Here is a 24461-nt window from a genome sequence, read left to right on the forward strand (position 1 = left end):
ACCGCAACCCCCATGGCAATTGATCCAACCCAGCGCTTCGTCCCGGTGATCCTGGGCGGAGACATCGGCACCTACACGCTCGCCCGCGAATTCTACGAGGCCTACCAGGTCCGCTCCGTTGTGCTGCCGGCCGCCGGCAACGGCGTCATCGAGCACTCGGTGGCCATCGACCTGCGCCCCATCGGCTCCATGGCCGACGAAGGACGCGTCGTGGAGACGCTGCTGGAACTCGCCGCGGAGCTGAAGGCCTCCGGGGACCAGCCGCTGATGCTCTTCGGCTCGCTGGATTTCCACATCATGCTCATCGCCAAGCACCGTGCGGCGCTCGAAGAGCACTACGTGATCCCGTACCCGGAACTCGAGGTCATCGAGGCCGCGGCGCTGAAGGAGAACTTCTACGCGCTCGCCGACCGGCTGGGCATCGCCCACCCGCGCACCGCCGTGTACCGCCCGGGAGCCGACCTCGAAGCCCTCGCCGGCAACCTCACCTTCCCGCTGATCGGCAAGCCGTCCAGCTCGGGAGACTGGATCGCCGCGAAGTTCGAGGGCAAGCAGAAGATCCACACGATCCAGGACTTCGCGCAGCTGGCCGAGCTGGTGTCCAAGATCGATGCCAGCGGCTACACCTCGGGCTACATCCTGCAGGAATACGTACCCGGCGGCGACGACGCGATGCGCCTGTGCACCTACTTCGCCACGAAGGAGGGCAAGGTCATTTTCGCCGGCTACGGCGAGGTGGTCATCGAGGAGCACGCGCCGTTGGTGTTGGGCAACTCCGCCGCCATCGTCACCGGCCGCAACGACCAGATGGCCGCCGACGGGGCGCGCATGCTGGAGGAACTGGGCTGGCGCGGCATTGCCATGATCGACGCCAAGTACGACCACCGCGACGGGCAGATCAAGTTCTTCGAGATCAATCCGCGCCTGGGCCGCAACCACTTCTACCTCACCGCCGCCGGGGTGAACCCCGCCCGCTTCTACGTCACCGAATTCCTGGGCGCCGAGTTCGACTCGGCCAGCGTGGAAACCACCGCCGTGGTGGAAACCGAGGCGGGAGTGCTGCAACTGAGCCGCGAGCACCTGTTCACCGTGCTGCCGCACCACCTGCTGCGCCGCTTCCTGGACAGCGGTACCGGACGCAAGGCGGCCGTGCTGCTGAAATCCGGCAAGGTCTCCAACCCGCTGAAGTTCGCCCCGGAAAAGCACCCGCGCCGCCGGGTCTACCTGGTGCTAAATGCGGTCAACCACTACGTGAAGTACAAGAAGTTCCCTCCGCGCAGCATCTAGGGTGCCCGGCTGCCGGGGCGTTCGCCCGATCCGCTGGACTCCCCGGGCTTCGACCAGCCCTCGGCGGCCTGCACCCAGGGGCCCAGATCGACCCGTGCCCCGTCGAGGATATCCAAGGACGTCGGACGTTCCTGATGCATCGGGGTCAAGACCACTGGTTCCAGGTTTGGCAGTGCGGCCACGCTCAGGTCGGTGGTCTCATCGGGATCCTGGCTGGTGGACATGGCTTTCCAATTCAGGGTGGAGATGGCGTATTCCCCGGAAGGAACCACGATCCGCTCCGCGCTCACATGGGTTTCCGGGCGGGTGACCGCATCATCCTGCACGTCGCCGTCGGCATTCAGGAACGTGATCTGCGCATAGCCCTGCAGGGAGCAGGCGCTTGCGGAAACATTGTGCGCGTAGAGAGACAGGAATCGTGAACCGAGCGCCGCATCCGGGCTGCTCAACGAGAGCTTGAGGTCGTCCTGGGTGCAGGTCGGGGCGTTCGCATCGCCAGGCCAGGCCGTGACGCCCTCGGGCAGCACCGGCGGCTTGGCCATGAGATGATCGGGCAGCTCCCGGCCGATCCAGCCGTCGAAGATCGTTCCGACGTCCGGGCTGGACAGGGTATAGGCTGTCGGCTCCGACAGGGGTTCATGCGCGTCGAGCCACCGCTTGATGTCGGCCGTCTGCTCGGAGTCGTCCGCAGCGCTCGAATACACGGACAACGAGCCCGAACCGAAAATGGCGTTCGCAACGTTCGGCTGCTGCGCGGCTTCGACTGCCAGTTGCACCTGCTCCAGCTTGAATTCCCCGTTGGGGGTTTAGCGAATCGAGCCGTCGGGGAGTTCAAGCGTGGGTTCGTAGTCCAGCCTCCGCGCGAGCTGCGCCAATTCAAGCAGTGCTTCGGTGTTCGGGGCGGACACCGATCCGTTGCCCACTTGCGTTGCTCCTTGCTGCCAGAAGCTGAAAGCCTGCGCCGTCTCTTGCCTCGGACGGTCTCCCAGCATCAACTGCAGCGGGTAGGTTTCCATGCCGGGAACCTGGGATTCCTGCGGGATACCGGCTACGATGCTGACTGCATGCTGGAGTTCGACATTGCCAACCACGACGGCCTGGGCCTGTTCGGCAGCGCGGGCCGCAAGTTCTGCCGCCTGCTGTGGGCTGAGCGTTTCAGGCAGGCGGAACGTCCACAGGACCAGCACCGGCCCCGAGCCGTTGGCGGCGGACGACCCCGCATCGTAATCCACCTCGGTGTCCAGGACATTGTCCAGCTCACCGATCTCGCCCAGCGCGGTGCACACCGGTTCGGGTGCGTCGCAGCGATCCCACGGGTCCCACAGCGCCACTGCCGCCGCCGTGACGGCAAGAGCTGCCAGCACGGCGATCAGCAATCTGCGTTTCATAAGGCTCAAGCTACCAAACGCCGTTCACGGCCCGCGGCCACCATGCCGCAAGCGAGTAAAGTCGGGGGTGGATGAGAAGACGTACGACGAAGGAGAATCACATGACTTTGAAAGAGCGCCTGCACGAGGACAGCATCACCCACCTGAAGGCGGGCAACGAGATGGAGAAAACCACGCTGCGCAATATCATCAGCACCATCGGGACCCGTGAGAAGTCCGGGAAGAACCCCACCGAGCTGAGCGACCAGGACGTGGAGAACTTGCTGCGCAAGGAGGTCGCCAACCGCGAGGAAACCGCCGCGCTCGCCGCCAGGGACGGGCGCGCAGATTTGGCCGAACGGGAACTGGCCGAGGCGGCTTTCATCTCCACCTACCTGCCGAAGATGCTCGACGAGACCGAAGCCCAGGGCATTGTGGACCGGATCATGGCCGAGCTCGCGGCCGACCACGAGCTGACCATGAAGGACATGGGCAACGCCATGAAGCTGGTCGGTGCCGAGATCGCCGGCCGCTTCGACGGCAAGGCCGTTTCGCAGATGGTGCGCGCGAAACTCGGCTAGCCAACGGCGTTGCCTGTGGGCGGCGCGGGGACCAAGCGGCGCCGGATAGGCCGGGAGCGCCCGGCCCGATAGTCTGTGCCTACTATGTCTGATTTTTCCCCGCCCCGCCTTGCGCTGCCCAAAGGATTCGGCGTCCTGCTGGTCCTGGCCATCATCTTGGCGTCGATCAACTTGCGCCCTGCAGTCACCTCGCTCGGGACGCTGCTGGATCCGGCCATCGAGGACCTGCAGATGAACGGGTTCATCGCAGGCATGATCACCGGAGTCCCTCCGCTGTGCTTCGCGCTGCTGGGACCGCTGGCCCCGCGCCTGACAGGCAAGCGCGGGCCGGAACTGGTCGTGATCGCCGCCATGGGCGCCATCCTCGCCGGAATCCTGCTTCGGTCGGCCGCGCCGGAAACCTGGACATTCCTCCTGTGCACCGCGTTGGCGCTGGCCGGAATCGCGGTGGGCAACATCCTGATGCCGGTGCTGGTCAAGCGGTGGTTCCCGCACAAGATCGGCGTGGTCACCGGGGCATACACCACGGCGGTGGCGCTGGGCGCCTCGGCTGTGGCAGGAGTGGGCGTCCCGGTCAATGACATGCTCGGCGGCCACTGGCGCATCGGTTTGGCGGTGTGGGCGCTGCCCGCGCTGCTGGCCCTGGCGGTCTGGCTTGTTGTCTACCTCGGCTTGCGCTCCCAGATCGCCGCGCAGCATGGCGAATTCGGACGGAACCATGTCCAGGCCGCAACCATAGGCCCCATGTACAAAAATCCGACGGCCTGGTGGGTTGCCTTGTTCTTCGCCGGGCAGTCCTCGGTCGCCTATATCTTCATGGGTTGGGCTCCGAAGATCTTCGCCGATTTGGGCATGGATCCCATCGAAGCCGGTGCGCTGCTGGCGATCCTGCTAGGCGTGGGTGTCCCGTTGTCATTTGTGATGCCAGCGCTGGCCGCGCGGTTCACCCACCAAGGGCCGTTGGTGATCATCAACGGCGTGGCCGGGCTGATCGCGGTGGCCGGCATGCTCACTTTCCCGCTGGAAGGCGCCTATCTCTGGGTGATCCTGTTGGGCATCTGCGGATCGAATTTCCCGCTCGCCCTGACCATGATCGGGCTGAAAGCCCACAGCGCCGCCGGGGTAGCGAAGCTTTCGGCCTTCGGACAGTCGGCCGGCTACTTGATCGCGTTCCCCGGTCCGTTCGCCGTCGGGGCGCTGTATGAGGTCACCGGGTCATGGACCTCCCCCATCTGGCTTATCGCGGCGTTGATCGTGTTCCAGACCTACACCGGAATCATGGCCGGGCGCCCGCGCTATATCGAAGACCAGCAGCGCACGCAGGTGCGTTGATACCAATTTGCCGTTGGCATCTCGTGCAACGCGTTTAGCGGCCCATGAAACGGTTGCACCCAAGCAAACGAGTGCGAGCTGCTTGGCGTACCTCCAGCTCGCTGTCAGCCTAGCCCGAACGGGTAGCGTCGACCATGCCTAGAAAATCTAGGCAGAAATCTATATAGTTTTTTTATGGCCACCATGAGTATTACAGACGCATCCCGTGCGGGAATTTCGGCATTGGTAACCGCTGCTGAAGAAGGCAAAGATACGTCTTTGTCACGCCACGGAAAGGTTGTGGCTGAAATCGTGTCAGCTAGGGAGATCGCGCAATTACGCCGTGATCGCGAAACCCTTCGGGATGCTGCTCTGGTAATGGCGCGCTTCGCAACAGATAGCGGGGTGCGTACCGATCTGGATCAAGCCATGGAGTTCTTCAACTTGAATCGTGCGGAGCTCGAAGCGGAGAACGCTCGCGAAGCCGATCCTGAGAATTCGTGAATCAGCCCGGGGAACGGTTGTGCATCGTCCGGTTGACCGAAGACGCGGTAGCTGACCTCTATCGACTGCATAGGAAAGATCCCAGGATCGTACGCGCCGTTTTCAAGAAGATGCTCCTATTGGAAAAGTCACCCGATGCGGGGGAGCCCTTGCTTGGTGCCCTGATTGGTTTTCGTAAACTCGTCGTGGGAGACAGGGACTGGAGAATTGTTTGGCGCGTCACCGAAGATGCGTCCGGCGTACCAGTGCTCGATATTTCTGAAGTGTGGGCAGTCGGTGTCCGCTCGGACGGAGAAGTGCATGACGAGCTGACCCGGCGGGTCGCACGCATGGGCGATGATCCTCGGGTTCAGCCACTCAAAGACGTCATTGTTCAAATGGGCAGACTCTATGAATCGATCGAAGCTACGCCCGAACCCCAGCAAGGAACTGGTCTCCCGGAATGGATGGAAACCGCATTGAAGGAACAGTTGCATCTTTCGAAGCAAGCCATCTCGCTACTTACCGAACATCAAGCGCAGCAAAAGCTGATGGAGCACTGGTCCCAGAATCGAGGCAACTAGCCAGCGTGTCGAACATGGTGCTCAAGAATTCCAGTTGCTGTTGGCTAACGGACCGGGAACCCGGACCCGTCTGAGATCGGCGGGCAAGCAATTTGACGGCCTCGCAAGCGGAATGAGCGGATCCACGATTTAGCCGGCAATGGCATCCGGAGCCTCATTGGGCCCGTCCACGTGTTTGCCGATTCCCAAGTCCGCCCGTCGCCCGGCCGCTTGCCCGGCGAGCACGGCTCCCATGCTGCCCCTGCTCGCCCGGTTTCTGGAAGCGCGCAGGTACGGGTAGTTATCGCTGACAAACTCGTCGACCTGGTGTTTGCGGTCCACCAAGACCAAGTCGGTTCCCGTTCCGGCTTGGGCGCTTTCCTCCTGGTAGAGCCCCTGGATCCTCATGGCGACCTGCACGTAGAAGCTGCGCTGGAATTCCCGCCGCTCGATCTGCTTTGCCGAATCGGTCCAAAGCGCTGACTGGAATTTCCCCTCGGTATCCCACCAATGGGTCATGGCAAGGGTTGCCTGGATGACCAGCGACGAAAAGAGCGTCTTTACGGTTGCCACATCGGATTCGTGGCCGATGATGTAGAGCCTGCATGAATTCGAGTAGTTGGTCTGGAGGAGCGTGACGGTGCGGAACGCTCGCCCAACTTGCGACAGGCCGTCGCGCTGTCCCAGCCGATAGACGCCGTGCATCTCGAAGTGTTCCTCGATGATGGCTTCCTGCTTCTTGCCCTGGTGCGCGGATTGCGCATCGAGTTCCGCCCTGCCGATGCCGTAGCGCACCATCAGCCGCTCGGCATGTTCCTGGAAGGCCTGAGCCTCGTGCGGGTAGCTGGTGTTTTCGGCCTTGTTCAGCAGGAGCGTGATGCGCTCCTTCAGGCGCTGGAGCTTGTGTTCTGAATTCTTCATGATGCTTTCCTTGGCGGTGGCGAGCAGGCTTCGGATGAAGCCGGCGGGGCGTTCTCAGGCCCAGTGTGGCACGACGGAGGAAAGTCGGCTGACAGGGATGTGGATAACTACTTTGTACCAGTTGAAACGGACATAAATCGGCTCTAGCCGGTTTGCGGAACCGCGCGTAGAGTGAAGGCACCCAACTGGTCCTGTGGTTTTTGGTTCAGGGACCCCAAGTGAACTCCGAGAGGTTGTCATGGGAGATTTTCGGACATACACCATGGAAGAACGCGCCACCTACCTTGCTCCGCCCTGCGAACGCTGCGGGCAGCACCGCCATGTGGTCTGGGAAAAGGTCGAAGGCACCAACGGCTACAAGCCGCGCGATGCCGGTTGCTCCAACGAAGCCTGCACCGCCTAGCTCGAGGAGCTGCGGCAATGGCAAGAGCCGGGAAAACTGTTCACGCAGTTTTCCCGGCTCTTGCCGTCTGAGCGGAATCGTCCTAGATCCGCAGGCCCAGCGTGGAGGAGATACGCACGGAGGCTTCGGCGAGCACCGAGGCGATATGCTGTTCGTCCAGATCGCGCGGGGGATAGATGACCGCGATGGCGGCCGGCTTGCCCTGTGGCAGCAACAGCGGCACGGCGATCGACGTCAGTCCCGGGATCACCTCGTCGTGGCTGAATTCGAAGTCCTTGGCAGGGTATTGCTCGGGATGGAGCTGGGAACGGATGACGCGTCCCGGAGCCCCGTTGTCGATGGGGTGCCGGGTGCCCGGGCGCTGGGCCACGGTGGCATCGGCCAGCCGGGGTTCGGCGGTGCTCAGTGTGACGGCGGCTTCGCCGTCGAAAACCACCAGCAGGGCGGTCATCTGCAGCTGGTCCGACACCGTGGCTAGATGCGGGGCGGCGGCGGCTTGCAGGGACTTGGCAACGTTGCGGGCCAGGGCGCCCAGCCGGGCGCCGAGCTCCAGGTCTCCGGAGGGCATACGCTCGACGAACCCGTACTGCTCGAAGGTCTTCACCAAGCGGTAGGCCATCGATCGGTGGATGCCCAGTGCCTCGGCGAGTTCGGGAACGCTGAGCGGCCGCGTGGATTCACCGATCAGGGTCAGTGCTTCCAGCCCGCGTCCCAGGGTCTGGGATCCGCCTTCAATGCTGCCCTTGGAGGTTTTGGTCATTGAACAATCTTTTCATTGCGGGCGTGGAGCACCGCATTTTCACGTATCGGAAGTGACGCAGGTCGACAACGCTTGTGACCTACGTCTTGAAGACAGCGTACTTGAAAGCTACTCTTGTATCTATAGTTACAACCGTGTCGCAAATATAGAGACAAAGATGTTTGTGTGACACCTCGAGGAGCCAAATAATGCAGATTCACCACAGGGGCTACGTCTCCGGAGATCCACGCGTCAAGCCTGCCGAGGGCTATGGCATTGACCGTTCCATGGAAATCCCTGATGAGATGGATGTGCTGATTGTCGGCACCGGCCCGGCCGCCGCAGTGGTCACCGCCCAGCTGTCCCGCTTCCCAAGCATCAACGCCCGCGCCATCGAGCTGCGTCCGGGCCGTCTGGACGTCGGCCAGGCTGACGGCATCCAGGCTCGTTCGGTGGAGACCTTCCAAGCCTTCGGTTTCGCCAACGAGGTTGTCGAGGAGGCCTACCGCAACGTTGAAATGTGCTTCTGGACCCCCGATCCGGAGAATCCAGCCAACATCAAGCGCCACTCCCGCGCGGCCGATGACTCCACCGGCATGAGCGAATTCCCGCATATCTACGTGAACCAGTCGCGCATCCTGGACTACTTCCTGCGTGACGCCGAGCGCGCCCCGGGCAAGATCGTCCCGGACTACGGAGTCGAGTTCCTCGACTGCGACATCGACCCGGAAGCCGAGTACCCGGTCACCGCGCGCATCAAGTACTGCGCCGGCGAGCGTTCCGGCGAGGAGCGCACCGTCAAGGCCAAGTACCTGGTCGGCGGCGACGGCGCCCGCAGCTCCGTGCGCCGCTCCCTGGGCCACAAGCTGCACGGCGACGCCTCGATGCACGCCTGGGGCGTCATGGACGTCATGGTCAACACCGACTTCCCGGACATCCAGGTCAAGTGCTCCATCCAGTCCCACGACGCGGGCAACATCCTGCTCATCCCTCGCGAGGGCGGCTACCTGGTGCGCTTCTACGTGGACCTGGGCGAACTGACTGCCGAGGACGCCGGCGCCATCCGCAAAACCCCGGTGGAAGAGATCGTTGCGACCGCAAACCGCATCATCCACCCGTACACCATGGACGTGAAGAACGTCGCCTGGTTCTCCGTGTACGAGGTGGCCCACCGCATCACCGACGGCTTCGACGACGTCTCCGAGGACGAGCGCGGCTCCCGCACCCCGCACGCCTTCATCATGGGCGACGCCTGCCACACCCACTCGGCCAAGGCCGGCCAGGGCATGAACGTTTCCATCCAGGACGGCTTCAACCTCGGTTGGAAGCTGGCCGCGGTGCTCGAAGGCCGCGCCCCGGAATCCCTGCTGGATTCCTACGCCGAAGAGCGCAAGGTCATCGCCCAGAACCTGATCGACTTCGACAAGGAATGGTCCACCCTGATGGCCAAGTCCGTGGACGACTGGGAAGATCCGGACGAGCTGGAGAAGTACTACACCAAGACCATGGAGTTCCCCGCCGGCTTCATGACCCAGTACACCAAATCCTCCATCACCACCGGCACCGAGCACCAGGCGCTGGCCGCGGGCTTCCCCGTGGGCAAGCGCTTCAAATCCGCCGAGGTCATCCGCCGCTCGGATAACCGCTGGCGCCACCTGGGCCACCTGCACGAGGCGGACGGCCGCTGGCGCGTCTACGCCTTTGCCGACCAGGCCGCCCCGGCGCTGGAAGGCACCGCCATGGCTGACTTCGCCGCCTGGTGGAGCCAGGATGAAGCCTCGCCGCGCAACCTGTACACCCCGGCCGGGGGCGATGAGGATGCTGTCTTCGACCTCAAGGCGGTCTACCAGCAGGACTACACCGAGGTGGAGCTGCACGACGTGCCCAAGGCGTTCCAGCCGGTCAAGGTTCCCTTCGGCCTGCACGACATCAACCAGGTGTTCTGCGCCGGCCACGGCCGCGACATCTTCCGCGACCGCGAGATCAGCACCGACGGCGCCATCGTGGTGGTCCGCCCGGACCAGTACGTGGCAGGCATCTTCCCGCTGACCGCCCGCGCGGAGATCGCTGACTTCTTCGCCGGGAACATGGTTCCGGTCAAGAACAGCATCAAGGCCTAGCCTGGCCGTTTGAACACAGATCGGCGGCAGCCGGCGGTCCCTCGGGGCCGCCGGTTGCCGCCGTGTTGCGTGCGGGAGCCTGTTCCGGGGGGGGTGGGTTTGGTAGCGTCGGGGCATGAGCGGATTTCTCGACTACCAACCGGTGCGGCGCGTGGCCGAGCATTCGCTGGCTCCGATGCCGCGCGGGGCCTGGCCTGCCACCATCCCTGCCGTGGAGCAGCTGCTCGACGACGGCCTTGAGCTGGCGCCGCTGACGGTGCTGGTGGGGGAGAACGGCTCGGGGAAGTCCACCATCGTGGAAGCCATCGCCGCCGCCTACGAGCTGAATGCGGAGGGCGGCACCACCAACGCACGCCACCAGACCCAGCCCACCGAATCGCAGCTCTCCGAGCACCTGCAGCTGGTGCGCAGCGCCGGGGCCTCGCGGGCGGGGGTGTTCCTGCGCGCCGAAACCATGCACGGGCACTTCGCCTACCTGGATTCCATCGGCTCCGGAGGACTGCACAACTTCCAGAGCCACGGCGAATCCTTCATTGAATTCTTCACCGACCGCTCCCGGGTCAACGGCTTGTGGATCTTCGACGAAGCGGAGTCGGCCCTGTCCTTCAACGGCTGCCTGATGCTGCTCTCGCACATCAGCGACCTGCTCCGAGCAGGATCCCAGGTCATCATGTCCACCCACTCGCCGATCCTCGCCTCCCTGCCCCAGGCAAGGCTCTACGAGATCGGCGAGTGGGGGCTGCGCGAAAGCACCTATGACGACCTGGAGATGGTGCGGAACTGGCGGTCGTTCCTCGATGCTCCGGGCCGCTACCTGCGGCACTTCGAGAACTGAGTCAGTCGGAAGCCGCCTCAACCGACGCGGCTGCCCCGGCCAGGACCAGGTCTTCCCAGGCCATGCCCGAGCTCTTGAAGACCACCGGTCCGTTGCCGCGCAGCAGCTCGGGCTCCCGGACCGCGCGGGCCATCGTCAGCAGCTGCTGCGCAGACAGCTCGCCCTCGGCGATGGCCATGACGACGTCCCCGCATTCGCGCAGCGCGGTGGCGATATCCTCGACCACCACGGTGGAGCGTCCCAGCAGCGCGGCGGGCAGCTCTCGGGCGTCCGGCTCGTGGGATCCCACGGCCACCACCACGGCGCAGGGGTTGATCAGCTGCGCATCGAACAGCGGCTGGCGGGCGGTGGTGGTGCAGATGACCAGCCCGGCTGCTGCGGTGGCTTCCTCGGCCCTGGCGCTGCCGGCTGCTGCCACCTCAATGTCCTCCAAGTGCGCGTAGTTCTGCGTCGACCGCACCACGGCGGTCACCGACTCGATCTCCCGGCGGCCTTCCAGTACCGCGCGCAGGGTCAACAGGTGGGACATGCCCTGCTGCCCTGCGCCGTAGAGCACCACGCGCAGCGGGCCTTCGCGCTCAAGCAGGGCATCCTGAATGGCGGCCAGCGAACTGCGGCGGTTCGCACATTGGTCAGCGCCACCCCGTCGATCAACTGGCGCGGGGTCAGCGTTTCGGAGTCGAAGAGGATGTAGGTTCCCTGGATGCGCGGCAGGTTGCGCGCGGGATTTCCCGGGGCCACGGAGAGCACCTTGATGCCGGCGATGTCTCCGGCTTCCGAGGGCATGAGCAGGAACTCGCCGGAGCTCAACTTGCTGCTGATCCGCTGGTGGTCTGCGGCGGGGTCGAAGCCCGCGCGCAGGGTGTCGCGCAGCGCGCGCACGGCGCGGACCGGGCTGACGCGGTCGTAGAATTCGCCGGCGGTGAGAAACGGGATCGACTGGCTCATCGCAGCATGAATCCCGGAGTCAGTTCATCGCGCGGGTCCACGATGAAGGTATGCTCGCCGGTCTGGTAGGCGGTGCCGGTGACCTGCGGGATGACGGCGGAATCCCCGTCGACCTGCTGGTGCTCCAGGACCACGGCCTGGAACTGCGATCCGACAATCGAGCCATGCTGCAGCAGCTGGCCTTTGGTCAGGAAGCCGCGGTTGGTGAGCGTGGCGACGCGGGCGCGGGTTCCCGACCCGCAGGGGGAGCGGTCCACCTCCCCGTCGGCGAAGACCGTGGCGTTGCGCTGGATCACCTCGCCCCCGGTCGAGAGGTCCTCGAACACGATGGTCCCGTAGATGCCGCTGAGCCGTGCATCGCTCGGGTGCTGTGCGTGCGCTGAATCGTTCAGGGCCCACTTGATTTCGCGGCCGATCGCGATGATCTCGCCATAGTTTTCGGGCGTGACGCTCAGGCCGACCGAAGCCGCATCAAGCTGCGCGTAGATGGCCCCGCTGAAGCTGACGTCCACGGCGACTTCTCCGCGTGCGGTCTGCACGGCGACGTCCTTGGAAATGACGTAGCTGGCCACGTTGATGAAGTCCGCGTGAGTGACCGCGCCGTCTGCATCGGTGTGGACGCGGGAGATGACCCGACCGGACGGCACGTCGATGACCACATCGGTCACGCCGGAAGGATCCGGCTGCACGATGCCGTGTTCCAAAGCCCAGACCCCCAGTGCGATGGTGCCGTGGCCGCAGGCGGTGGAGAACCCGTCCTTGTGCCAGAAGAGCACGCCGAAGTGCGCCCCGTCGTCGTTCGGGGCGGTGACGAAGCCGCCGTACATGTCTGCATGCCCGCGCGGCTCGAAGCACAGGATCTGGCGGATCCGCTCCACCTGGGGTGAATTCATGGCGAAGACCCGTTTGGAGGGAACATCTGGACCTTCAAGGGCCACGGGCAGATCGGTCACGATGCGGAACGGCTCGCCCGCGGTGTGGTAGTCAATGCTTGTGTACTTTTCGGTTGGCATTCAGGCGCTCCGTCGGGGTCTGGATGAAATGGAATCGTGCGTGATCTCTGATTCCAGTACAGGAAGACCAGTGCTATATAATATATTACTTATCCTGTGGCGTCGCGGGGAGCGGCCAATCCCTTGACAGGGTGGGCGGCATCGCTGAAACAATTCGCAGATTCGGGAACCATCCATGCTTCCCCTAAGGTTAAAGAGGTAGACGAAGGGATGGCACGTGGCCAAGAAACAATCAATTTGGGCTCGAATTTTCGGTATCGGCAAGGCGAACGCTAACGCGGCAATCGACGCGCTGGAAGACCCCAAGAAGATGCTGGACCAGACCGTCCGCGACTACACGAACAACATTGCCGAAGCTGAGCAGGCGGTGGCCCAGACCATCGGCAACCTGCGCATGGCCGAGGAAGACCTGGCCAAGGCGCGGAACGAAGTGAAAGAGTGGGGTTCCAAGGCCCTGGCCGCCTCGAACAAGGCCGAGGAATTCGCCGCCGCAGGCGATGCCACCAACCAGCAGAAGTTCAACCAGCTGGCTACTGTAGCGATCCAACGCCAGATGGCCGCGGAGAAGAAGGCCGGTGCGCTGGCTTCCACCGTGGGAACCCAAAGCGAGGTCGTTGACAAGCTCAAGGCTGGCCTGAACACCATGCAGACCAAGCGCCAGGAGCTGGTTTCCAAGCGCGACGAGCTGGTGGCCCGCGCCCGCAACGCCAAGACCCAGAACCAGATGATGGACACCATCAAGGCTCTGGATATCAACGACCCGAGCAGCGAGATCAGCCGCTTCGAGCAGAAGATCCGCCAGGACGAAGCGAAAGTCCGCGGTGCGGCCGAGCTCGCGGCGTCCTCCCTGGATTCCCAGTTCGCGCAGCTCGAGGATCTGGGTGCCGCCACTGAAGTCGACGCGCGCTTGGCCGCGATGAAGGCTGCCAATGCCCCGGCCGCCGAGATCCTGGAAGAAGCGGACGGCACGGCGCAGCTGGAGGCCTCCGCCCCTGAAATGTCGGAAATCGAGGCGCGGCTGGCTGCCATGAAGAAGAACCAGGCCTAAAACCTCACCGAACGCACGAAAACCCGGGCAACGGGTCTGCATATCGTGCGGGGTGTCCCGGCGGACGCAGGCAATGATGCTCGGTGGTTCAATCGTTTCGAAGGGAAATCGAGAAGCAGGGCTCCACGGTGCGCGCCGTTGGAGGTGACGGTCGCCGTGCCCGAGCGCTGATTTCGCCGAATATCCCGCGTGCTGCTCGCAAACGTGGGTTTGCCGCATTCAGAGTGCCCGGCATTAAGGATGAGTCGCTGGAATTCGATTGGGCCATGGTTGAACAGATCCGTCCGCAGATCGACCAGCCGGATCCAGCGTGGCCGAGCGTCTTCGCGGGTATTGCCATCCCCACGCTTGCTATCGGAGGCGGGCCGCAAAGCTTCGTCCCCTCCGAACACGTTGAACAACTCGGCCGCATCATGCCTGACTGCCCTGTGGGATCCCTGGACACCGGACATCTGGTGCATGCCACCGACCCGGAAGGGTTCGTACGGCTCGTCCGCGTGCATCTCGACCACGTTTAACGCTGCAAGGGACCCGCCAAGGGGAGTGCACCGGCTTCTGCCGGCGCACTCCCTGGCTGCTTCTTTTTTCTATTCGCCGCTGGCTTCAGTTCCCGGGGTCAGCACCGCGGAGCCAGCCGATACTTCCACGCTGATCTGATGCTTGGAGCTGCTGGAATTATCCAGGTTGTTCTTCAAGGATCCCGCTGACGCATCCGACACCACGTGGTAGCTGGTGTCCGGGACAACCAAGTCCATCCAGCCGGCGCTGACCCGGGCATTGACGGAGCTTGGCGCGGTCCCGTCGAGCTCGGCCGACATGCGCCCGGCCGAAACTTCCAGGGTCGCGGTGTCCACGTCGCTGAGCACCAGGCCGGCGAATCCTGCACCGAGCTTTGCATCCACCGTATGCGCCGATCCCAGCATATTCAGTTCGCCTGCGCTGACGTCCAGCCCGAGATCGTTGAAGTTGCCGTTGGCCCGGAATTCGCCGGCTCCGAGCTCGAACTTCGCATCCAGGGTCCCGTTGTTCAGTTCTTCCGGCAGCGTCAGCTTGATCTCATTGTCGGCCTTGGTGCAGCCGAAGAAGCAGAAGTCGTTCCAGCCCGCCGGTGGGCGGACTTGCAACGTCGATCCCGACCGGTTCAGCGCCCAAGCGCTTCCCGAGGTGCTGCGGACCTCCAGCACCGCTTCGGTCGTGTCGGTGAACTGCAGCTCGAAGCTGCCGGAGTTCGCCTGGATATCCAGCGCCGTAATGCCTTTGGCATCAGCGGTCTGCACGACGTGGCTGCTGTTCAGCGTGGCCATCGCGCTGCGTGCCGCACCGATTCCGACGGTCAGCAGCGCCAGCACGCCGATCACGGCCAGGATGATGTTCAGCGCCGTGGCGGACCCCCGCGGCGCGGGTTCCTGCGGGGGCAGGGGGTTCAGGGTCTGGGTGCTCATGGGTTCGTCCTGTCTGTGCGGTTGGTGCCCAGGGTTTCGATGTGGGCCAGGGCGGCCAGCACACGCCGGTTGCCCATTCCGTCGGCTTCCAGTCCGAGCTTCTGGAAGATGGAGGTGATGTATTTTTCGACGCTGGCCTCGGAGAGGAACAGCAGCGCGGCGATGGCCTGGTTGGACTTGCCCTCGGCCAAGGCTGCGAGCACGGTTCGTTCACGGTCGGTCAGCTGCTGCATTTTTGAATCATGGTTTCGCCGGGTCAACAGCTGTGCCACCACTTCCTGGTCCAGTACGGTGCCGCCGGAGGCGATCTGCTCCAGGGAGGCGATGAAGTCCGCGACATCCGCCACCCGGTCCTTGAGCAGGTAGCCCAGGGCGCCGGACTGCGTGGCGATCAGATCCGAGGCGTAACGCTCCTCCACGTATTGGGAAAGCACCAGCAGCGGGAGGTTGGGGTAGCGGCCGCGGACTGCCAGCGCCGCCCGGATGCCCTCGTCCGTGTAGGTGGGCGGAAGCCTGACGTCCAGGATGCAGATCTGCGGGAAGTTCTCCGGTTCCGCAGTCTGAAGGAAGCCCATGAGTCCGGTGGTGTCCGGCAGGTCGGCCACGACCTCGTGGCCCGAGTGGGCCAGCAGGCGGACCAGGCCCTCGCGCAACAGGACCGAGTCTTCGCAGATCAAGACGCGCATGGCACGTTCACCTCCAGCGCGGTGGGACCGCCCTGCGGGCTGTCCAGCGTAATGGTTCCCCCTGCCGCGACCACGCGGTTCGAGATGCCGTCCAGTCCGCCGCCCGGGATGATGCGGGCGCCGCCGGTGCCGTTGTCCTCGATGCGGGCCCACAGCATCGGCTGCTCCTGTCCGATGGCGCGTTCGCGCACCGTGACCCGGCAGTTCGAGGCCCGCGAGTGCTTGGCCGCGTTGGTCAACGCTTCGGCGATGGCGAAATACACCGCCGCCTCCGCATGCCGGGCGTAACGCCCGGTGAGCTGGACATCGAGCTGTACAGGGATGTGCGAGCGTCCGGCGATGGCGGACAGCGCCGCGTCCAGCCCGCGGTCATCGAGCACCGAGGCGTAGATGCCCCGGGTCAGTTGCCGCAGCTCGGTGATGGCCGACTTGGTGGAGGCATGCGCCTCGGCCACCAGGGCCTTGGCCTGCTCGGGGTTGCTGTCGATCTGCTGGTGCGCCAGGCCGAGGGTCATGGCCACGGAGACCAAGCGGGGCTGGACCCCGTCGTGCAGGTCGCGTTCGATGCGGGTGCGCTCAAGCTCCGCGGCGCGCATCGCGCCTTCGCGCTGCACCGCGGTGGTGCGCACGCGTTCGGTCAGTTCGGTTTCCCGAGCGGTGGATCCGATGATTCCCACGGTGACCGCGCGGTGCATGAAGATCATGGCCACGGCCAGCGCCGCGCCGAGCAACGCGACGACCAGCATCCAGGGAGCCTGGCCGGCGGGGATATCCATGCCGAAGGGACCGGGGACGATTTCAGCCTGGGTCAGCGGGGCGAAAGCGGTGACGCACAGTCGGATCATCCATTCCAATCCACTGAGCATGGTGGCGCCGGCGAAGCATGAAATCACGAAGCTACCGAAGGCCGCCCACATCCGGCCACTGGCCAGATTGTGTCCCAGCGAGCGGACATAGGCTCCGAATCCGGGGTGCTGGCGGGGGCGCCAAACCAGCGGCTCGACCCGGAGGTCGTAGAGGTCGGAAACCCGACGAATCTCGAACCGTGCCAGGCCGAAGAGCGCGTAGAGCAAACCTGTCAGCACAAGGAGCCCGAAGCCGAGCAGGAACGTCAGCCCAACGCCCGCGGCAAACCAGGCAATGACCAGCGGGAGGACAACCACGCCGAGGGTTCCGAGGGCTGCCAGATGCAACAGCGTCAAGCCAAGTCGCAACGGGGGACGAGCAGGAAGCACGCCCGATTGGGTCTGCAGTGTTGAAGTCATGACTCAATCCTATTGAGCAGGGTTTTGCTGCAACACCGAGGGAACCGGAGAACATTGGTAGGGAAAACCCGAATGCGTGCCGGCCGAAGATGACAGACTGATGCCATGCACAATCTGGTGGCAGCAGTATTCGTTGAACAGGTGGCCCCCGACCAGTACTTCCGGCGCGAGGACTGGCCGCTGCACATCACCCTGCTGCGTTTCGACCTGCCCGAGGCTCCAGGAGTCCTGGACCGCTTTGCCGAACAGCTGTCGGAGGCCGCCCGTCCCGCGCTGGGCGTCGGGCTGGAAGTCGCCGGACAGGCCTGGTTCGGCCGCCAGGAGAACCTGCTGGTGTCGCTGGTGGAGCCCGATCCGGCCCTGCAGCTGCTGCACGAGCGGCTGTGCGAAATCGTGCTGGAAAACCGGGGGCGCATTGCCTCGGTCCGCTTCACCGGCCCGGGCTATCGTCCGCACATCACCCATCACCACGGGCGCAGCCGCGCGCAAGGGGATGCCGTTGCGCTGGAACGGATCGCTCTGGTGGACATGGCCCCGGGCGCAGACCACGCGTGGCGCCAGGTGCTGCATCTGGTGCAGCAGAACAGCTGAGCAGGGCACGGTAGGCGCCCCCGCACCGTTCCTGCGTACTTCGCGGCGGGGAATTAATCTGGTGTTAGCGCCGGCTCCACCAACCGGCCAAGCGCCGAACCTAGATTGGCTCCCATGGGCAGGTTATTTGTTGCGGTGGGCGATTCATTCACCGAAGGGGTAGGGGACTGGGAACCCCGGCTGCCCAACGGGGTTCGCGGCTGGGCGGACCGCGTGGCCAAACAGCTGTCCAAGGCGGACCCCAGCTGGCGATACGCCAACCTGGCCATTCGAAGCCGGCGGCTGGATCGGATCATTAACGAGCAGATCGACGCCGCCATCGCGTTGAAGCCGGACGTCATCAGCTTCTACGCCGGCGGCAACGACATCCTGGAACTGCGGCAGGACATGGACCGTTTGCTTGACCGCTACGAAGCGGCGGTGGACCGCCTGGCCTCATCCGGGGCGCAGATCTTGCTGTTCACCGGATTCGATATCCCGGTGCATCCTGCGTTGGTCCCGTTCAAGCACCGGAACTGGAAGTTCAACGACAGGGTCCGGCAGCTGGCCCGCAAGCATCCGGATACCGTGACCTTAGTCGACTACTGGGCCTGGGACATCTACCACGACCAGCGCATGTGGGACACCGACAAGCTGCACATGAACCGTGCGGGGCACCGCTACATGGCCATCAGGATCCTGGAGATCCTCGGATCCCAGCACCAGCTCGAATTCCAACCGCTGGAAGACATAAGGTGTTTGAGCCAGGTCCAGCTTCTACAGCGGGACATCGAATGGATACGCCAGTGGGTGCTGCCGATGTTCGGCAGACGGCTGCGTGGAATCACCTTGGGCGACAGCCTCGAACCGCGCTGGGAAACACCGATCTATCCGGCGAAGGGCATGAAAAAACAGTTCCGCAGACGCCAACGGGCGGCTGCGGAACTGCTGCACGGCGATGCCGAAGGGTCTGTGCGCTGACTAGGTTCCCGGATTCTCCATGGCTTCGGGGCTCATCCACGCGATTTCCCAGACATGGCCATCGGGATCCTGCACCGCGGCCTGGTACATCCCGGGGAACGGCTCATCTGCGGGCCGGTAGATGGCCCCGCCGCCGGCCTGAGCATTGGCGACGAACTCATCGACTTCTTCGCGGGTATCCGCCGACAACGCGTTGAGGCATTCGCGATGGCCCGGGCCTAAGGCAGGCTTGTCCTCGCCCACCAGGAAGCTCGAAAAGAACTCTTCTTGCAGCACCATCACCAGAATGTTCTCTGCGATGATCCATGAGGTGGCATTCTCGTCCGAGAAGGTGTCGTTCTTGGTGAAGCCCAAGGCTGCGTAGAACTTGTCGGCCCGCGTCAGGTCCGAGGTTGGAAGGTTGACGAATATCATCCGGCTCATGGGAGTCTCTCTTCGATATTGGATGGGATCAAGGCAATTCCGTCACAGTACTCTTCCGCATGACAGGCCCATGTGCAATGGTTTTGGCGAATTTCCCGGGCGAGCGGGAAACCATGAATTTGGCATGTCGATCCCGGTCCTCAAAGTGGCCAGGCACGAGACTGGGATCATGTGGAAAACCAGCATCTCACCAGGGGCGGCGTTGGTTGTTGCCGCGCTCTTCGCCAGCATCGGAATCTGGCGTGCGCTCGATGCACAGCCTTGGCAGGGCGGAGTAATGTTTGCGTTGGCGGCGGTCTGGATGGCGGTAGCCATGCGCCAAGCCCGGAAAACGGATCGTTAGCCGGTTCCCGGGCGACAATTCGGGCAATGGAAAACGCCGCGGCCCCGGCGCTGGTGGAGCGCGGAAGCCACGGCGGATTCGTGGACCAACAACCTGGAAATGGCTGCGGGTATCGTGCGGAAACCTAGATGAGAGCCTTGGTGATTTCCAGCGGGATACGATCGCGGGTGTAGGTGATCTGGTCGTAGCCGTGGGGTTCGGGCTTGCCGTCCGAGCCCATGTTCACGAACACCAGCTTTTCGATGGTCAGGATCGATTCCTGGGTGAAGATGTTGCGGACCTCTGCACGCAGGGTGATCGAGGTGCGTCCGAAATCGATGGCGGTCAGGCCCATCTCGATCAGGTCGCCTTCCTTGGCGGAAGCGATGAAGTTGATTTCAGACATGAACTTGGTGACCACGTGTTTGTTGCCGAGCTGGATGATCGAGTAGATCGCCGCTTCCTCGTCGATCCAGCGCAGCAGGCTGCCGCCGAAGAGCGTGCCGTTTGCGTTCAAGTCTTCTGGGCGAACCCACTTGCGCGTATGAAAAGTAATACCCTTAGCCATACTCAAAATGCTAGGTCAGGTCGGGGGCTGTTCGCTGTAAGTTGCTGCACAATGTAGGTGAAAACACACGCATTTGCGGCGTGCGGCAAGACGATGGAGACGCGGACCACCTGGGGGAAACGCCGCGGGCGTCATGCCGGGAATGCCAAAGTACGTCGAACGCGCCGGCTGGAGGTCTTCAGGGTGCCGCGTGCCAACAACCTGAGCTGTTGATAGTCTCTGAACGAAGCCAGAATTCGATTTCTTCGACGAAGAGCAAGGTGATCATGACCTATACCTCGGACGGGAATGAGAGCATTCCTACCGATTTTGATGACGTTGTCCAGCAGGTATCCACCGGTACTCTCGCCCATCAACGCATCGACGAGCTGCTGCTCGAAGCACATGAACGTTATTCGGACGTTGACGAGGGCCTGCTCGCCCACTACATACCAGTCCTGGGGCAGGTCGAGCCGGAAACCTTCGCCATTTCCATGTCGCACGTCGGCGGCACCGTGCACGGGGTGGGCGATTGCCACCACCAATTCTCCATCCAGTCCATCTCCAAGATGTTCGTTTACGCCCTGGTGCTGCAAGAGCACGGGCACGAAGTTGTCCATGAGAAGATCGGCGTCAACAATACCGGCATGCCATTCAATTCGGTGATGGCGGTCGAGCTGAACAACGGGCACCCGATGAATCCGATGGTGAACGCCGGGGCCATCGCGACGACCGAAATGATCGCAGGCAAGAGCGCCGCCAAGAAATGGGAGAACGTGCGCGAAGGGCTTTCGGCTTTTGCAGGCCGCCCGCTGACGCTGGACGACGAAGTGTACGAATCCGAATCCGAGGCAAACGAACGCAACAAGGCGCTGGGGCGGCTGCTCAAGAGCTACGGTCAGCTGGACGGAGACCCGAACAACGCGGTGGACATCTACACCAAGCAGTGTTCGCTGAACGTCACGGCGCACGATTTGGCGGTCATGGGTGCGACCCTGGCCGACGGCGGCATCAACCCCGTGACCGGCCAGCAGGTGGTCAGCGCGGATGTCTGCCGTGACACCTTGGCCACCGTCGCCACCAACGGGCTGTATGAGCGTTCCGGGGACTGGCTGTTCGAGATCGGTATCCCCGCCAAGTCCGGGGTTTCGGGAGGCATTGTCGCGGTGGCTCCGGGCAAGGGCGCCATCGGCGCGTTTTCGCCGCGCCTCGACATGGCGGGCAACTCCGTCCGCGGCCAGCTGGCCATCGGCCACCTTTCCCGTGCGCTGGGTCTGAACCTCTTCGCCTCGGCGCCTGACTCCGCCAGGTAGCCGCCACGATTCCGCATGGCTGATCGGCCATGTACCCTGGCCGGTCGGCCAGTCTTTTTTGTCGACCCGCAGCCCGTGCTTGGCCAACTGGAAAAACGACTGGCGTAATCTTTTGCGGCATCCATCGGCATTCCCATACGGGCTAGTCAAGGTGGCTTTATATGCCTGTTTGGAAGTTCTCGAAATAGCCGGTTGGCGAACGGGTGGGCTGTCGATGCCATGGTGCTTTGGGTGGTGACCGAGTGCATGTTGTGCCCGTGTGGGAATCCGGATTCACTCGAAAGTAAGTGCGCGGGGAGCGCTCGGAAATTTTGAGGATTTGAATCATGAAGAAGACAACCAAGGCGACCATTGCCGCAGCCGCCGCCGGCGTCCTGCTGGTGACCGGAGCGGGAACCGCCGCGCTGTGGCAACAGACCGAAACCGTCGACGCGGGAACCGTGGAAACCGGCCACCTGACGCTCACCGTGGACGACAACGGCGTCTGGACCGACATCAGCGACGGCGGAGCAGGCGTGCCGTTCGATCCGACCACCGAGCAAATCGTTCCCGGCGACGTAGTGGCCTACACGCAGACCGTGCGGATTGACGCTAAGGGCAAGAACATCGAAGGCGCGCTGTCGGTGGGCACGCTTCAGGCGCTGCCGCCGGAGCTGCAGGACGAAATCGATCTCGGCCTTGAAATCGATGCCACGGCCGAAGGCCTGACCCAGGCCGGCAACGTGATTTCCTTTGCGGAGCAGGGTGTATACCAGGTGCCGGTTAAAATCACCGTGACCTTCCCAGCCGGAACTGCTGCATCCACGCCAACCGACACCATGGACAAGCCAATCGATCTGGACGCACTGACGCTGACGCTGGACCAGGTTCGCAGCTAGCGGTTGGTGGACTCACGAACCGGCATGCCGAAATCCCTGAAGTTCGCAGCGGCGGCGGCCGTGGTGCTGGTGCTGGGACTCAGCACCCAGACCACGGTCGCTGCTTGGCGTGCCGAAGGGCAGATCGATGCCGGGCAAGTCCGGACCGGTTCGCTGAGCCTGCTGGCGGGCAACGGCAGCTCGGCGGCGAAGGACTACGTCTTCGCCGAGCTTAATTCCCAGAATCTGCTGCCGGGGTCATTCGTGCAGGCTCCGTTGACCATCTCCAACGCCGGAACGACGCCGCTGGTTTACGGGCTGGCGGGAATCACCACGGGAACCGCATCGGGCAGCGCCAAGGACCAGGCGCTGGCGGATGCAGGAACCATCAGCATCTATGCGGCAGTGCCGCCTGCAAGCTGCACGGGAACGCAGCAGATCAGCGGACAGCTGCTCTATTCGGGCCCGCTTAACGCGAGCGCGGCCTTCGCCAGCCCGCGCGAGCTTTCGGCCGCAGGAACCCCGTCGGCCTCCGAAGCGCTGTGCGTCAGGCTCAGCCTTCCGGCCGGCACCTCGCAGGCCGCGGCCGGAGGCAGGATGGCGCCCACCCTCAGCTTCACGGGACAGCAGAAATGACGGTGCTGACGCGGGCGCAACGGCGTCGGGAAGAACAGAAAACCGGGCCGTTCTGGTGGGCCGGCCAGGTCTTGTCCTGGCTGGCGCTCTTCATCGTGCTCTGCCTGCTTGCCGTCATGGTGGTCATTCCCCGGCTCGGCGGGGCCACCGCCTACACCGTGCTGACCGGATCCATGCGGCCGGACTTCCCTCCGGGCCGGCTGGTCGTGGTCAAACCGGTTCCGGTTGAAGCCATCGAGGTGGGAGACGTGCTCACCTACCAGCTTGAATCCGGGGAACCCGGCGTGGTGACCCATCGCGTTGTCTCGGTGGCCTCGTCGCTTTCCGGCGAGCGGCAGTTCGTGCTGCGCGGGGACGCCAACAACACCGACGATGCGCCGATCGTCGCGGAACAGGTGCGCGGCAAGCTCTGGTATTCGCTGCCATGGCTCGGCTACCTGAATTCAGCGCTCAGCGCTTCGCAGCGGACCTGGCTGACTTGGCTGGCCATCGGGGGACTGCTGTCCTATTCGCTGGTGATGTTCACCGGGGCATGGCGGGAGCACCGCGGGAAGAAGGCGTCATGAAGTTCGCGGCGCCAACCAGGGCCATGCTGTCAGTGGTGCTCGCGGGCAGCCTGCTGGGCGCGGGGACCCCCGGAGCGCACGGGGACGGAGATGACCCGCGGGGCCTGAGCTACAGCGTGGACGGCGGCGAATTCCGGGAAAGCCCGGGCGAACTGTTCGGCGGAGAAATCCGGCTCGTTCCCGGAGACCGGCTGACCGGAGAGCTCTCCATCCGCAATGACCGGCCCCATCCCATCGAAGTCACGGTAAAACCAGTGGTTTCGGCCCCCGCCGCCGGGCTGAAGTTCGCGGTGGCGGGAAACCCCACGATGCGGCTGGATCCGCAGCAGCGCGCAAACTTCGCCTTGGAGGCAAGCCTGCCGGTTTCTGCCGGAAATTCCTCGCAGGACCGGGAGCGGTCGCTGAGCCTGGACATCAGCGCGATCGAGGTCGCCGGCGGGATCCCGCAGGAACCCGAATCGCCGGAGGCCCCGCAGCCGCCGGGCAGTCCCCATTCTCCTGACGTGGAAGGGGAGCGTCCGCCGGACGAGCTGGGATCCACCGGCTTCAGCGGCTGGGCGATCCCGCTGGCGCTAGGCATGGCCGGGGCCGGCGCAACGCTATATCTACGTTCGAAGCAACACGGCGCCCAGGCGCAGGCACCCCAAGGAGCATCTCAATGAGCAGACGATCGGTACAGGTCAAGGCGATCCTGTCGATGGGAATCCTGGTAGGCCTCGGCTCGGTGTCCACCTTGGCGGCCTGGACCGGAACCGCCACGGCGACCACCAGCATCACCGCCGCAAAGGTATCGCTCGGGGTCGGAGCAACGGCCTCCAGCGCGACCTCCGAAAGCTACACCGTGCCGGTCTCCTCGGTGAACTGGTACCCGGGAGCCAGCGCCGCAGCGGTAGTTGTCGTGAAGAACACCAGCACGGTCGAGCTGCCGTATTCCATCAGGGGCAGCATCACCGACAGCGGCGGCGTCGAATTGGGCAAGGCCATGCAGGTACAGGTGAAGACCGGATCCACGGTCAGCGGCACCGCACCGAGCGCGACTTGTTCCGGCACAGCGGCCATCGTAGATAAGAAAGCTGGATCAGCTTTCGGCGGGTCAGTTGAAGTATCGACACTGGCCGCAGGCGCTTCGGAAACACTCTGCGTGCAGTACTCGCTGCCCGTGACCGCGGCCAACAACCTGCAAGGCGCCACCACGAAGCTGGACCTGGTCTTCACCGGAACGGTGGGGTCATAA

At 63.9% G+C, this 24461-nt stretch carries 31 protein-coding genes; 19 read left to right on the forward strand and 12 right to left on the reverse strand.

The window, feature by feature from the left end; all coding sequences use genetic code 11:
• The first annotated feature begins 12 nt into the window (after positions 1 to 12).
• A complete protein-coding gene (locus ATC04_RS02815) occupies positions 13 to 1287 on the forward strand; it encodes a carbamoyl-phosphate synthase (RefSeq protein WP_047120224.1) in 1275 nt (424 codons plus the stop codon).
• Here ATC04_RS02815 and ATC04_RS02820 read toward each other — a convergent pair.
• Together ATC04_RS02820 and ATC04_RS02825 are read right to left on the reverse strand one after the other, a co-directional pair.
• The gene (locus tag ATC04_RS02820; protein WP_047120223.1) at positions 1284 to 2063 is read right to left on the reverse strand and encodes a DUF4232 domain-containing protein; all 780 of its coding nucleotides are present in this window, start codon (positions 2061 to 2063) and stop codon (positions 1284 to 1286) included. The two genes, ATC04_RS02815 and ATC04_RS02820, sit on opposite strands and share 4 nt — an antisense overlap.
• A gap of 30 nt (positions 2064 to 2093) precedes the next feature.
• Positions 2094 to 2675 carry a hypothetical protein gene (locus ATC04_RS02825; protein ID WP_152666896.1) on the reverse strand — a complete coding sequence of 194 codons (582 nt, stop codon included), beginning with the start codon at positions 2673 to 2675 and terminating at the stop codon, positions 2094 to 2096.
• A 101-nt stretch (positions 2676 to 2776) separates the two neighbouring features.
• On the opposite strand from ATC04_RS02825, the gene ATC04_RS02830 reads away from it, so the two are divergent.
• From ATC04_RS02830 to ATC04_RS02845, 4 genes are all read left to right on the forward strand, one after another.
• Positions 2777 to 3235 (forward strand): GatB/YqeY domain-containing protein, encoded by a 459-nt coding sequence (locus tag ATC04_RS02830; RefSeq protein WP_047120221.1) that lies wholly within the window; start codon positions 2777 to 2779, stop codon positions 3233 to 3235.
• A gap of 84 nt (positions 3236 to 3319) precedes the next feature.
• On the forward strand, positions 3320 to 4567 hold the full coding sequence (locus ATC04_RS02835; RefSeq protein ID WP_047120220.1) for an MFS transporter: 1248 nt from the start codon (positions 3320 to 3322) through the stop codon (positions 4565 to 4567).
• Positions 4568 to 4741: 174 nt separating this feature from the next.
• Positions 4742 to 5050, forward strand: coding sequence for a prevent-host-death family protein (locus tag ATC04_RS02840; RefSeq protein WP_160309102.1), 309 nt, complete (start codon positions 4742 to 4744; stop codon positions 5048 to 5050).
• Positions 5047 to 5613: a type II toxin-antitoxin system RelE/ParE family toxin gene (locus tag ATC04_RS02845; RefSeq protein WP_052772507.1), complete on the forward strand. Its 567-nt coding sequence runs from the start codon at positions 5047 to 5049 to the stop codon at positions 5611 to 5613. Before ATC04_RS02840 ends, ATC04_RS02845 begins: the two co-directional genes overlap by 4 nt.
• 129 nt (positions 5614 to 5742) lie before the next feature.
• Here ATC04_RS02845 and ATC04_RS02850 read toward each other — a convergent pair whose 3' ends face one another.
• A complete protein-coding gene (locus ATC04_RS02850) occupies positions 5743 to 6513 on the reverse strand; it encodes a DUF2786 domain-containing protein (protein WP_047120218.1) in 771 nt (256 codons plus the stop codon).
• A 262-nt stretch (positions 6514 to 6775) separates the two neighbouring features.
• On the opposite strand from ATC04_RS02850, the gene ATC04_RS19690 reads away from it, so the two are divergent.
• Positions 6776 to 6916, forward strand: coding sequence for a hypothetical protein (locus ATC04_RS19690; protein ID WP_181728092.1), 141 nt, complete (start codon positions 6776 to 6778; stop codon positions 6914 to 6916).
• An 82-nt stretch (positions 6917 to 6998) separates the two neighbouring features.
• Here ATC04_RS19690 and ATC04_RS02855 read toward each other — a convergent pair whose 3' ends face one another.
• Positions 6999 to 7676, reverse strand: a complete 678-nt coding sequence (locus ATC04_RS02855; protein ID WP_047120217.1) for a helix-turn-helix domain-containing protein — start codon at positions 7674 to 7676, stop codon at positions 6999 to 7001.
• Positions 7677 to 7864: 188 nt separating this feature from the next.
• Here ATC04_RS02855 and ATC04_RS02860 point away from each other — a divergent pair, with 188 nt between their 5' ends.
• Together ATC04_RS02860 and ATC04_RS02865 are read left to right on the forward strand one after the other, a co-directional pair.
• Positions 7865 to 9775, forward strand: a complete 1911-nt coding sequence (locus ATC04_RS02860; protein ID WP_047120216.1) for an FAD-dependent monooxygenase — start codon at positions 7865 to 7867, stop codon at positions 9773 to 9775.
• Positions 9776 to 9890: 115 nt separating this feature from the next.
• Positions 9891 to 10610, forward strand: coding sequence for an AAA family ATPase (locus ATC04_RS02865; RefSeq protein WP_047120215.1), 720 nt, complete (start codon positions 9891 to 9893; stop codon positions 10608 to 10610).
• A gap of 1 nt (position 10611) precedes the next feature.
• Here ATC04_RS02865 and ATC04_RS19830 read toward each other — a convergent pair whose 3' ends face one another.
• From ATC04_RS19830 to ATC04_RS02875, 3 genes are read right to left on the reverse strand one after another with little or no spacing between them, the layout of a single operon-like run.
• Complete coding sequence (locus ATC04_RS19830; RefSeq protein WP_231735893.1) at positions 10612 to 11169, reverse strand: hypothetical protein; 558 nt, start codon at positions 11167 to 11169, stop codon at positions 10612 to 10614.
• The gene (locus ATC04_RS19835; RefSeq protein WP_200899423.1) at positions 11124 to 11558 is read right to left on the reverse strand and encodes a hypothetical protein; all 435 of its coding nucleotides are present in this window, start codon (positions 11556 to 11558) and stop codon (positions 11124 to 11126) included. The genes ATC04_RS19830 and ATC04_RS19835 overlap by 46 nt, the downstream gene beginning before the upstream one ends.
• Positions 11555 to 12571, reverse strand: coding sequence for a proline racemase family protein (locus ATC04_RS02875; RefSeq protein WP_047120214.1), 1017 nt, complete (start codon positions 12569 to 12571; stop codon positions 11555 to 11557). Before ATC04_RS02875 ends, ATC04_RS19835 begins: the two co-directional genes overlap by 4 nt.
• Positions 12572 to 12788: 217 nt before the next feature.
• Between ATC04_RS02875 and ATC04_RS02880 the strand changes: the two genes are divergently transcribed.
• Both ATC04_RS02880 and ATC04_RS02885 read left to right on the forward strand, forming a co-directional pair.
• Positions 12789 to 13619 (forward strand): PspA/IM30 family protein, encoded by an 831-nt coding sequence (locus tag ATC04_RS02880; RefSeq protein ID WP_047120213.1) that lies wholly within the window; start codon positions 12789 to 12791, stop codon positions 13617 to 13619.
• A gap of 266 nt (positions 13620 to 13885) precedes the next feature.
• Entirely contained in the window at positions 13886 to 14137 is a 252-nt protein-coding gene (locus tag ATC04_RS02885) for a hypothetical protein (RefSeq protein WP_052772506.1), read from the forward strand.
• A 69-nt stretch (positions 14138 to 14206) separates the two neighbouring features.
• Here ATC04_RS02885 and ATC04_RS02890 read toward each other — a convergent pair whose 3' ends face one another.
• The 3 genes from ATC04_RS02890 to ATC04_RS02900 are packed head-to-tail and all read right to left on the reverse strand — an operon-like array spanning position 14207 to position 17012.
• Entirely contained in the window at positions 14207 to 15061 is an 855-nt protein-coding gene (locus tag ATC04_RS02890; protein ID WP_052772505.1) for a hypothetical protein, read from the reverse strand.
• Positions 15058 to 15747, reverse strand: a complete 690-nt coding sequence (locus tag ATC04_RS02895; protein ID WP_047120212.1) for a response regulator transcription factor — start codon at positions 15745 to 15747, stop codon at positions 15058 to 15060. Before ATC04_RS02895 ends, ATC04_RS02890 begins: the two co-directional genes overlap by 4 nt.
• Entirely contained in the window at positions 15735 to 17012 is a 1278-nt protein-coding gene (locus tag ATC04_RS02900; protein WP_047120211.1) for a histidine kinase, read from the reverse strand. Before ATC04_RS02900 ends, ATC04_RS02895 begins: the two co-directional genes overlap by 13 nt.
• 105 nt (positions 17013 to 17117) lie before the next feature.
• Between ATC04_RS02900 and ATC04_RS02905 the strand changes: the two genes are divergently transcribed.
• The gene (locus ATC04_RS02905) at positions 17118 to 17603 is read left to right on the forward strand and encodes a 2'-5' RNA ligase family protein (RefSeq protein WP_047120210.1); all 486 of its coding nucleotides are present in this window, start codon (positions 17118 to 17120) and stop codon (positions 17601 to 17603) included.
• Between the two features lie 114 nt (positions 17604 to 17717).
• Positions 17718 to 18563: an SGNH/GDSL hydrolase family protein gene (locus ATC04_RS02910; RefSeq protein WP_047120209.1), complete on the forward strand. Its 846-nt coding sequence runs from the start codon at positions 17718 to 17720 to the stop codon at positions 18561 to 18563.
• Here the strand turns inward: ATC04_RS02910 and ATC04_RS02915 are convergent, their stop codons facing one another.
• The gene (locus ATC04_RS02915; RefSeq protein ID WP_047120208.1) at positions 18564 to 18986 is read right to left on the reverse strand and encodes a VOC family protein; all 423 of its coding nucleotides are present in this window, start codon (positions 18984 to 18986) and stop codon (positions 18564 to 18566) included.
• Positions 18987 to 19155: 169 nt separating this feature from the next.
• Between ATC04_RS02915 and ATC04_RS02920 the strand changes: the two genes are divergently transcribed.
• Entirely contained in the window at positions 19156 to 19329 is a 174-nt protein-coding gene (locus ATC04_RS02920) for a hypothetical protein (RefSeq protein WP_157359274.1), read from the forward strand.
• A 124-nt stretch (positions 19330 to 19453) separates the two neighbouring features.
• Here the strand turns inward: ATC04_RS02920 and ATC04_RS02925 are convergent, their stop codons facing one another.
• Complete coding sequence (locus ATC04_RS02925; RefSeq protein WP_082123998.1) at positions 19454 to 19876, reverse strand: hotdog domain-containing protein; 423 nt, start codon at positions 19874 to 19876, stop codon at positions 19454 to 19456.
• A gap of 266 nt (positions 19877 to 20142) precedes the next feature.
• Between ATC04_RS02925 and glsA the strand changes: the two genes are divergently transcribed.
• The 6 genes from glsA to ATC04_RS02955 all read left to right on the forward strand — a co-directional run bounded on the left by glsA (position 20143) and on the right by ATC04_RS02955 (position 24461).
• Positions 20143 to 21168 (forward strand): glutaminase A, encoded by a 1026-nt coding sequence (gene glsA, locus ATC04_RS02930; protein WP_047120938.1) that lies wholly within the window; start codon positions 20143 to 20145, stop codon positions 21166 to 21168.
• Positions 21169 to 21494: 326 nt separating this feature from the next.
• A complete protein-coding gene (locus ATC04_RS02935) occupies positions 21495 to 22046 on the forward strand; it encodes an alternate-type signal peptide domain-containing protein (RefSeq protein ID WP_052772504.1) in 552 nt (183 codons plus the stop codon).
• Between the two features lie 6 nt (positions 22047 to 22052).
• Complete coding sequence (locus ATC04_RS02940; RefSeq protein WP_146955964.1) at positions 22053 to 22661, forward strand: hypothetical protein; 609 nt, start codon at positions 22053 to 22055, stop codon at positions 22659 to 22661.
• Positions 22658 to 23227 (forward strand): signal peptidase I, encoded by a 570-nt coding sequence (locus ATC04_RS02945; protein ID WP_047120206.1) that lies wholly within the window; start codon positions 22658 to 22660, stop codon positions 23225 to 23227. The genes ATC04_RS02940 and ATC04_RS02945 overlap by 4 nt, the downstream gene beginning before the upstream one ends.
• The gene (locus tag ATC04_RS02950) at positions 23224 to 23889 is read left to right on the forward strand and encodes a hypothetical protein (protein ID WP_047120205.1); all 666 of its coding nucleotides are present in this window, start codon (positions 23224 to 23226) and stop codon (positions 23887 to 23889) included. Before ATC04_RS02945 ends, ATC04_RS02950 begins: the two co-directional genes overlap by 4 nt.
• The gene (locus tag ATC04_RS02955) at positions 23886 to 24461 is read left to right on the forward strand and encodes a SipW-dependent-type signal peptide-containing protein (protein WP_047120204.1); all 576 of its coding nucleotides are present in this window, start codon (positions 23886 to 23888) and stop codon (positions 24459 to 24461) included. The genes ATC04_RS02950 and ATC04_RS02955 overlap by 4 nt, the downstream gene beginning before the upstream one ends.

It is taken from the genome of Arthrobacter sp. YC-RL1 (assembly GCF_001454985.1).
Taxonomy (GTDB): Bacteria; Actinomycetota; Actinomycetes; order Actinomycetales; family Micrococcaceae; genus Glutamicibacter; species Glutamicibacter soli.

Bases quoted from the DNA above. Each gene is read 5' to 3' on its own strand.
- ATC04_RS02815 (WP_047120224.1), top strand. From the start codon at position 13: ATGGCAATTGATCCAACCCAGCGCTTCGTCCCGGTGATCCTGGGCGGA.
- ATC04_RS02825 (WP_152666896.1), bottom strand. From the start codon at position 2,675: ATGAAACGCAGATTGCTGATCGCCGTGCTGGCAGCTCTTGCCGTCACG.
- ATC04_RS02830 (WP_047120221.1), top strand. From the start codon at position 2,777: ATGACTTTGAAAGAGCGCCTGCACGAGGACAGCATCACCCACCTGAAG.
- ATC04_RS02835 (WP_047120220.1), top strand. From the start codon at position 3,320: ATGTCTGATTTTTCCCCGCCCCGCCTTGCGCTGCCCAAAGGATTCGGC.
- ATC04_RS02840 (WP_160309102.1), top strand. From the start codon at position 4,742: ATGGCCACCATGAGTATTACAGACGCATCCCGTGCGGGAATTTCGGCA.
- ATC04_RS02850 (WP_047120218.1), bottom strand. From the start codon at position 6,513: ATGAAGAATTCAGAACACAAGCTCCAGCGCCTGAAGGAGCGCATCACG.
- ATC04_RS19690 (WP_181728092.1), top strand. From the start codon at position 6,776: ATGGAAGAACGCGCCACCTACCTTGCTCCGCCCTGCGAACGCTGCGGG.
- ATC04_RS02855 (WP_047120217.1), bottom strand. From the start codon at position 7,676: ATGACCAAAACCTCCAAGGGCAGCATTGAAGGCGGATCCCAGACCCTG.
- ATC04_RS02860 (WP_047120216.1), top strand. From the start codon at position 7,865: ATGCAGATTCACCACAGGGGCTACGTCTCCGGAGATCCACGCGTCAAG.
- ATC04_RS02865 (WP_047120215.1), top strand. From the start codon at position 9,891: ATGAGCGGATTTCTCGACTACCAACCGGTGCGGCGCGTGGCCGAGCAT.
- ATC04_RS19835 (WP_200899423.1), bottom strand. From the start codon at position 11,558: ATGAGCCAGTCGATCCCGTTTCTCACCGCCGGCGAATTCTACGACCGC.
- ATC04_RS02875 (WP_047120214.1), bottom strand. From the start codon at position 12,571: ATGCCAACCGAAAAGTACACAAGCATTGACTACCACACCGCGGGCGAG.
- ATC04_RS02885 (WP_052772506.1), top strand. From the start codon at position 13,886: ATGGTTGAACAGATCCGTCCGCAGATCGACCAGCCGGATCCAGCGTGG.
- ATC04_RS02890 (WP_052772505.1), bottom strand. From the start codon at position 15,061: ATGAGCACCCAGACCCTGAACCCCCTGCCCCCGCAGGAACCCGCGCCG.
- ATC04_RS02895 (WP_047120212.1), bottom strand. From the start codon at position 15,747: ATGCGCGTCTTGATCTGCGAAGACTCGGTCCTGTTGCGCGAGGGCCTG.
- ATC04_RS02900 (WP_047120211.1), bottom strand. From the start codon at position 17,012: ATGACTTCAACACTGCAGACCCAATCGGGCGTGCTTCCTGCTCGTCCC.
- ATC04_RS02905 (WP_047120210.1), top strand. From the start codon at position 17,118: ATGCACAATCTGGTGGCAGCAGTATTCGTTGAACAGGTGGCCCCCGAC.
- ATC04_RS02910 (WP_047120209.1), top strand. From the start codon at position 17,718: ATGGGCAGGTTATTTGTTGCGGTGGGCGATTCATTCACCGAAGGGGTA.
- ATC04_RS02915 (WP_047120208.1), bottom strand. From the start codon at position 18,986: ATGAGCCGGATGATATTCGTCAACCTTCCAACCTCGGACCTGACGCGG.
- ATC04_RS02920 (WP_157359274.1), top strand. From the start codon at position 19,156: ATGTGGAAAACCAGCATCTCACCAGGGGCGGCGTTGGTTGTTGCCGCG.
- ATC04_RS02925 (WP_082123998.1), bottom strand. From the start codon at position 19,876: ATGGCTAAGGGTATTACTTTTCATACGCGCAAGTGGGTTCGCCCAGAA.
- glsA (WP_047120938.1), top strand. From the start codon at position 20,143: ATGACCTATACCTCGGACGGGAATGAGAGCATTCCTACCGATTTTGAT.
- ATC04_RS02935 (WP_052772504.1), top strand. From the start codon at position 21,495: ATGAAGAAGACAACCAAGGCGACCATTGCCGCAGCCGCCGCCGGCGTC.
- ATC04_RS02945 (WP_047120206.1), top strand. From the start codon at position 22,658: ATGACGGTGCTGACGCGGGCGCAACGGCGTCGGGAAGAACAGAAAACC.
- ATC04_RS02950 (WP_047120205.1), top strand. From the start codon at position 23,224: ATGAAGTTCGCGGCGCCAACCAGGGCCATGCTGTCAGTGGTGCTCGCG.
- ATC04_RS02955 (WP_047120204.1), top strand. From the start codon at position 23,886: ATGAGCAGACGATCGGTACAGGTCAAGGCGATCCTGTCGATGGGAATC.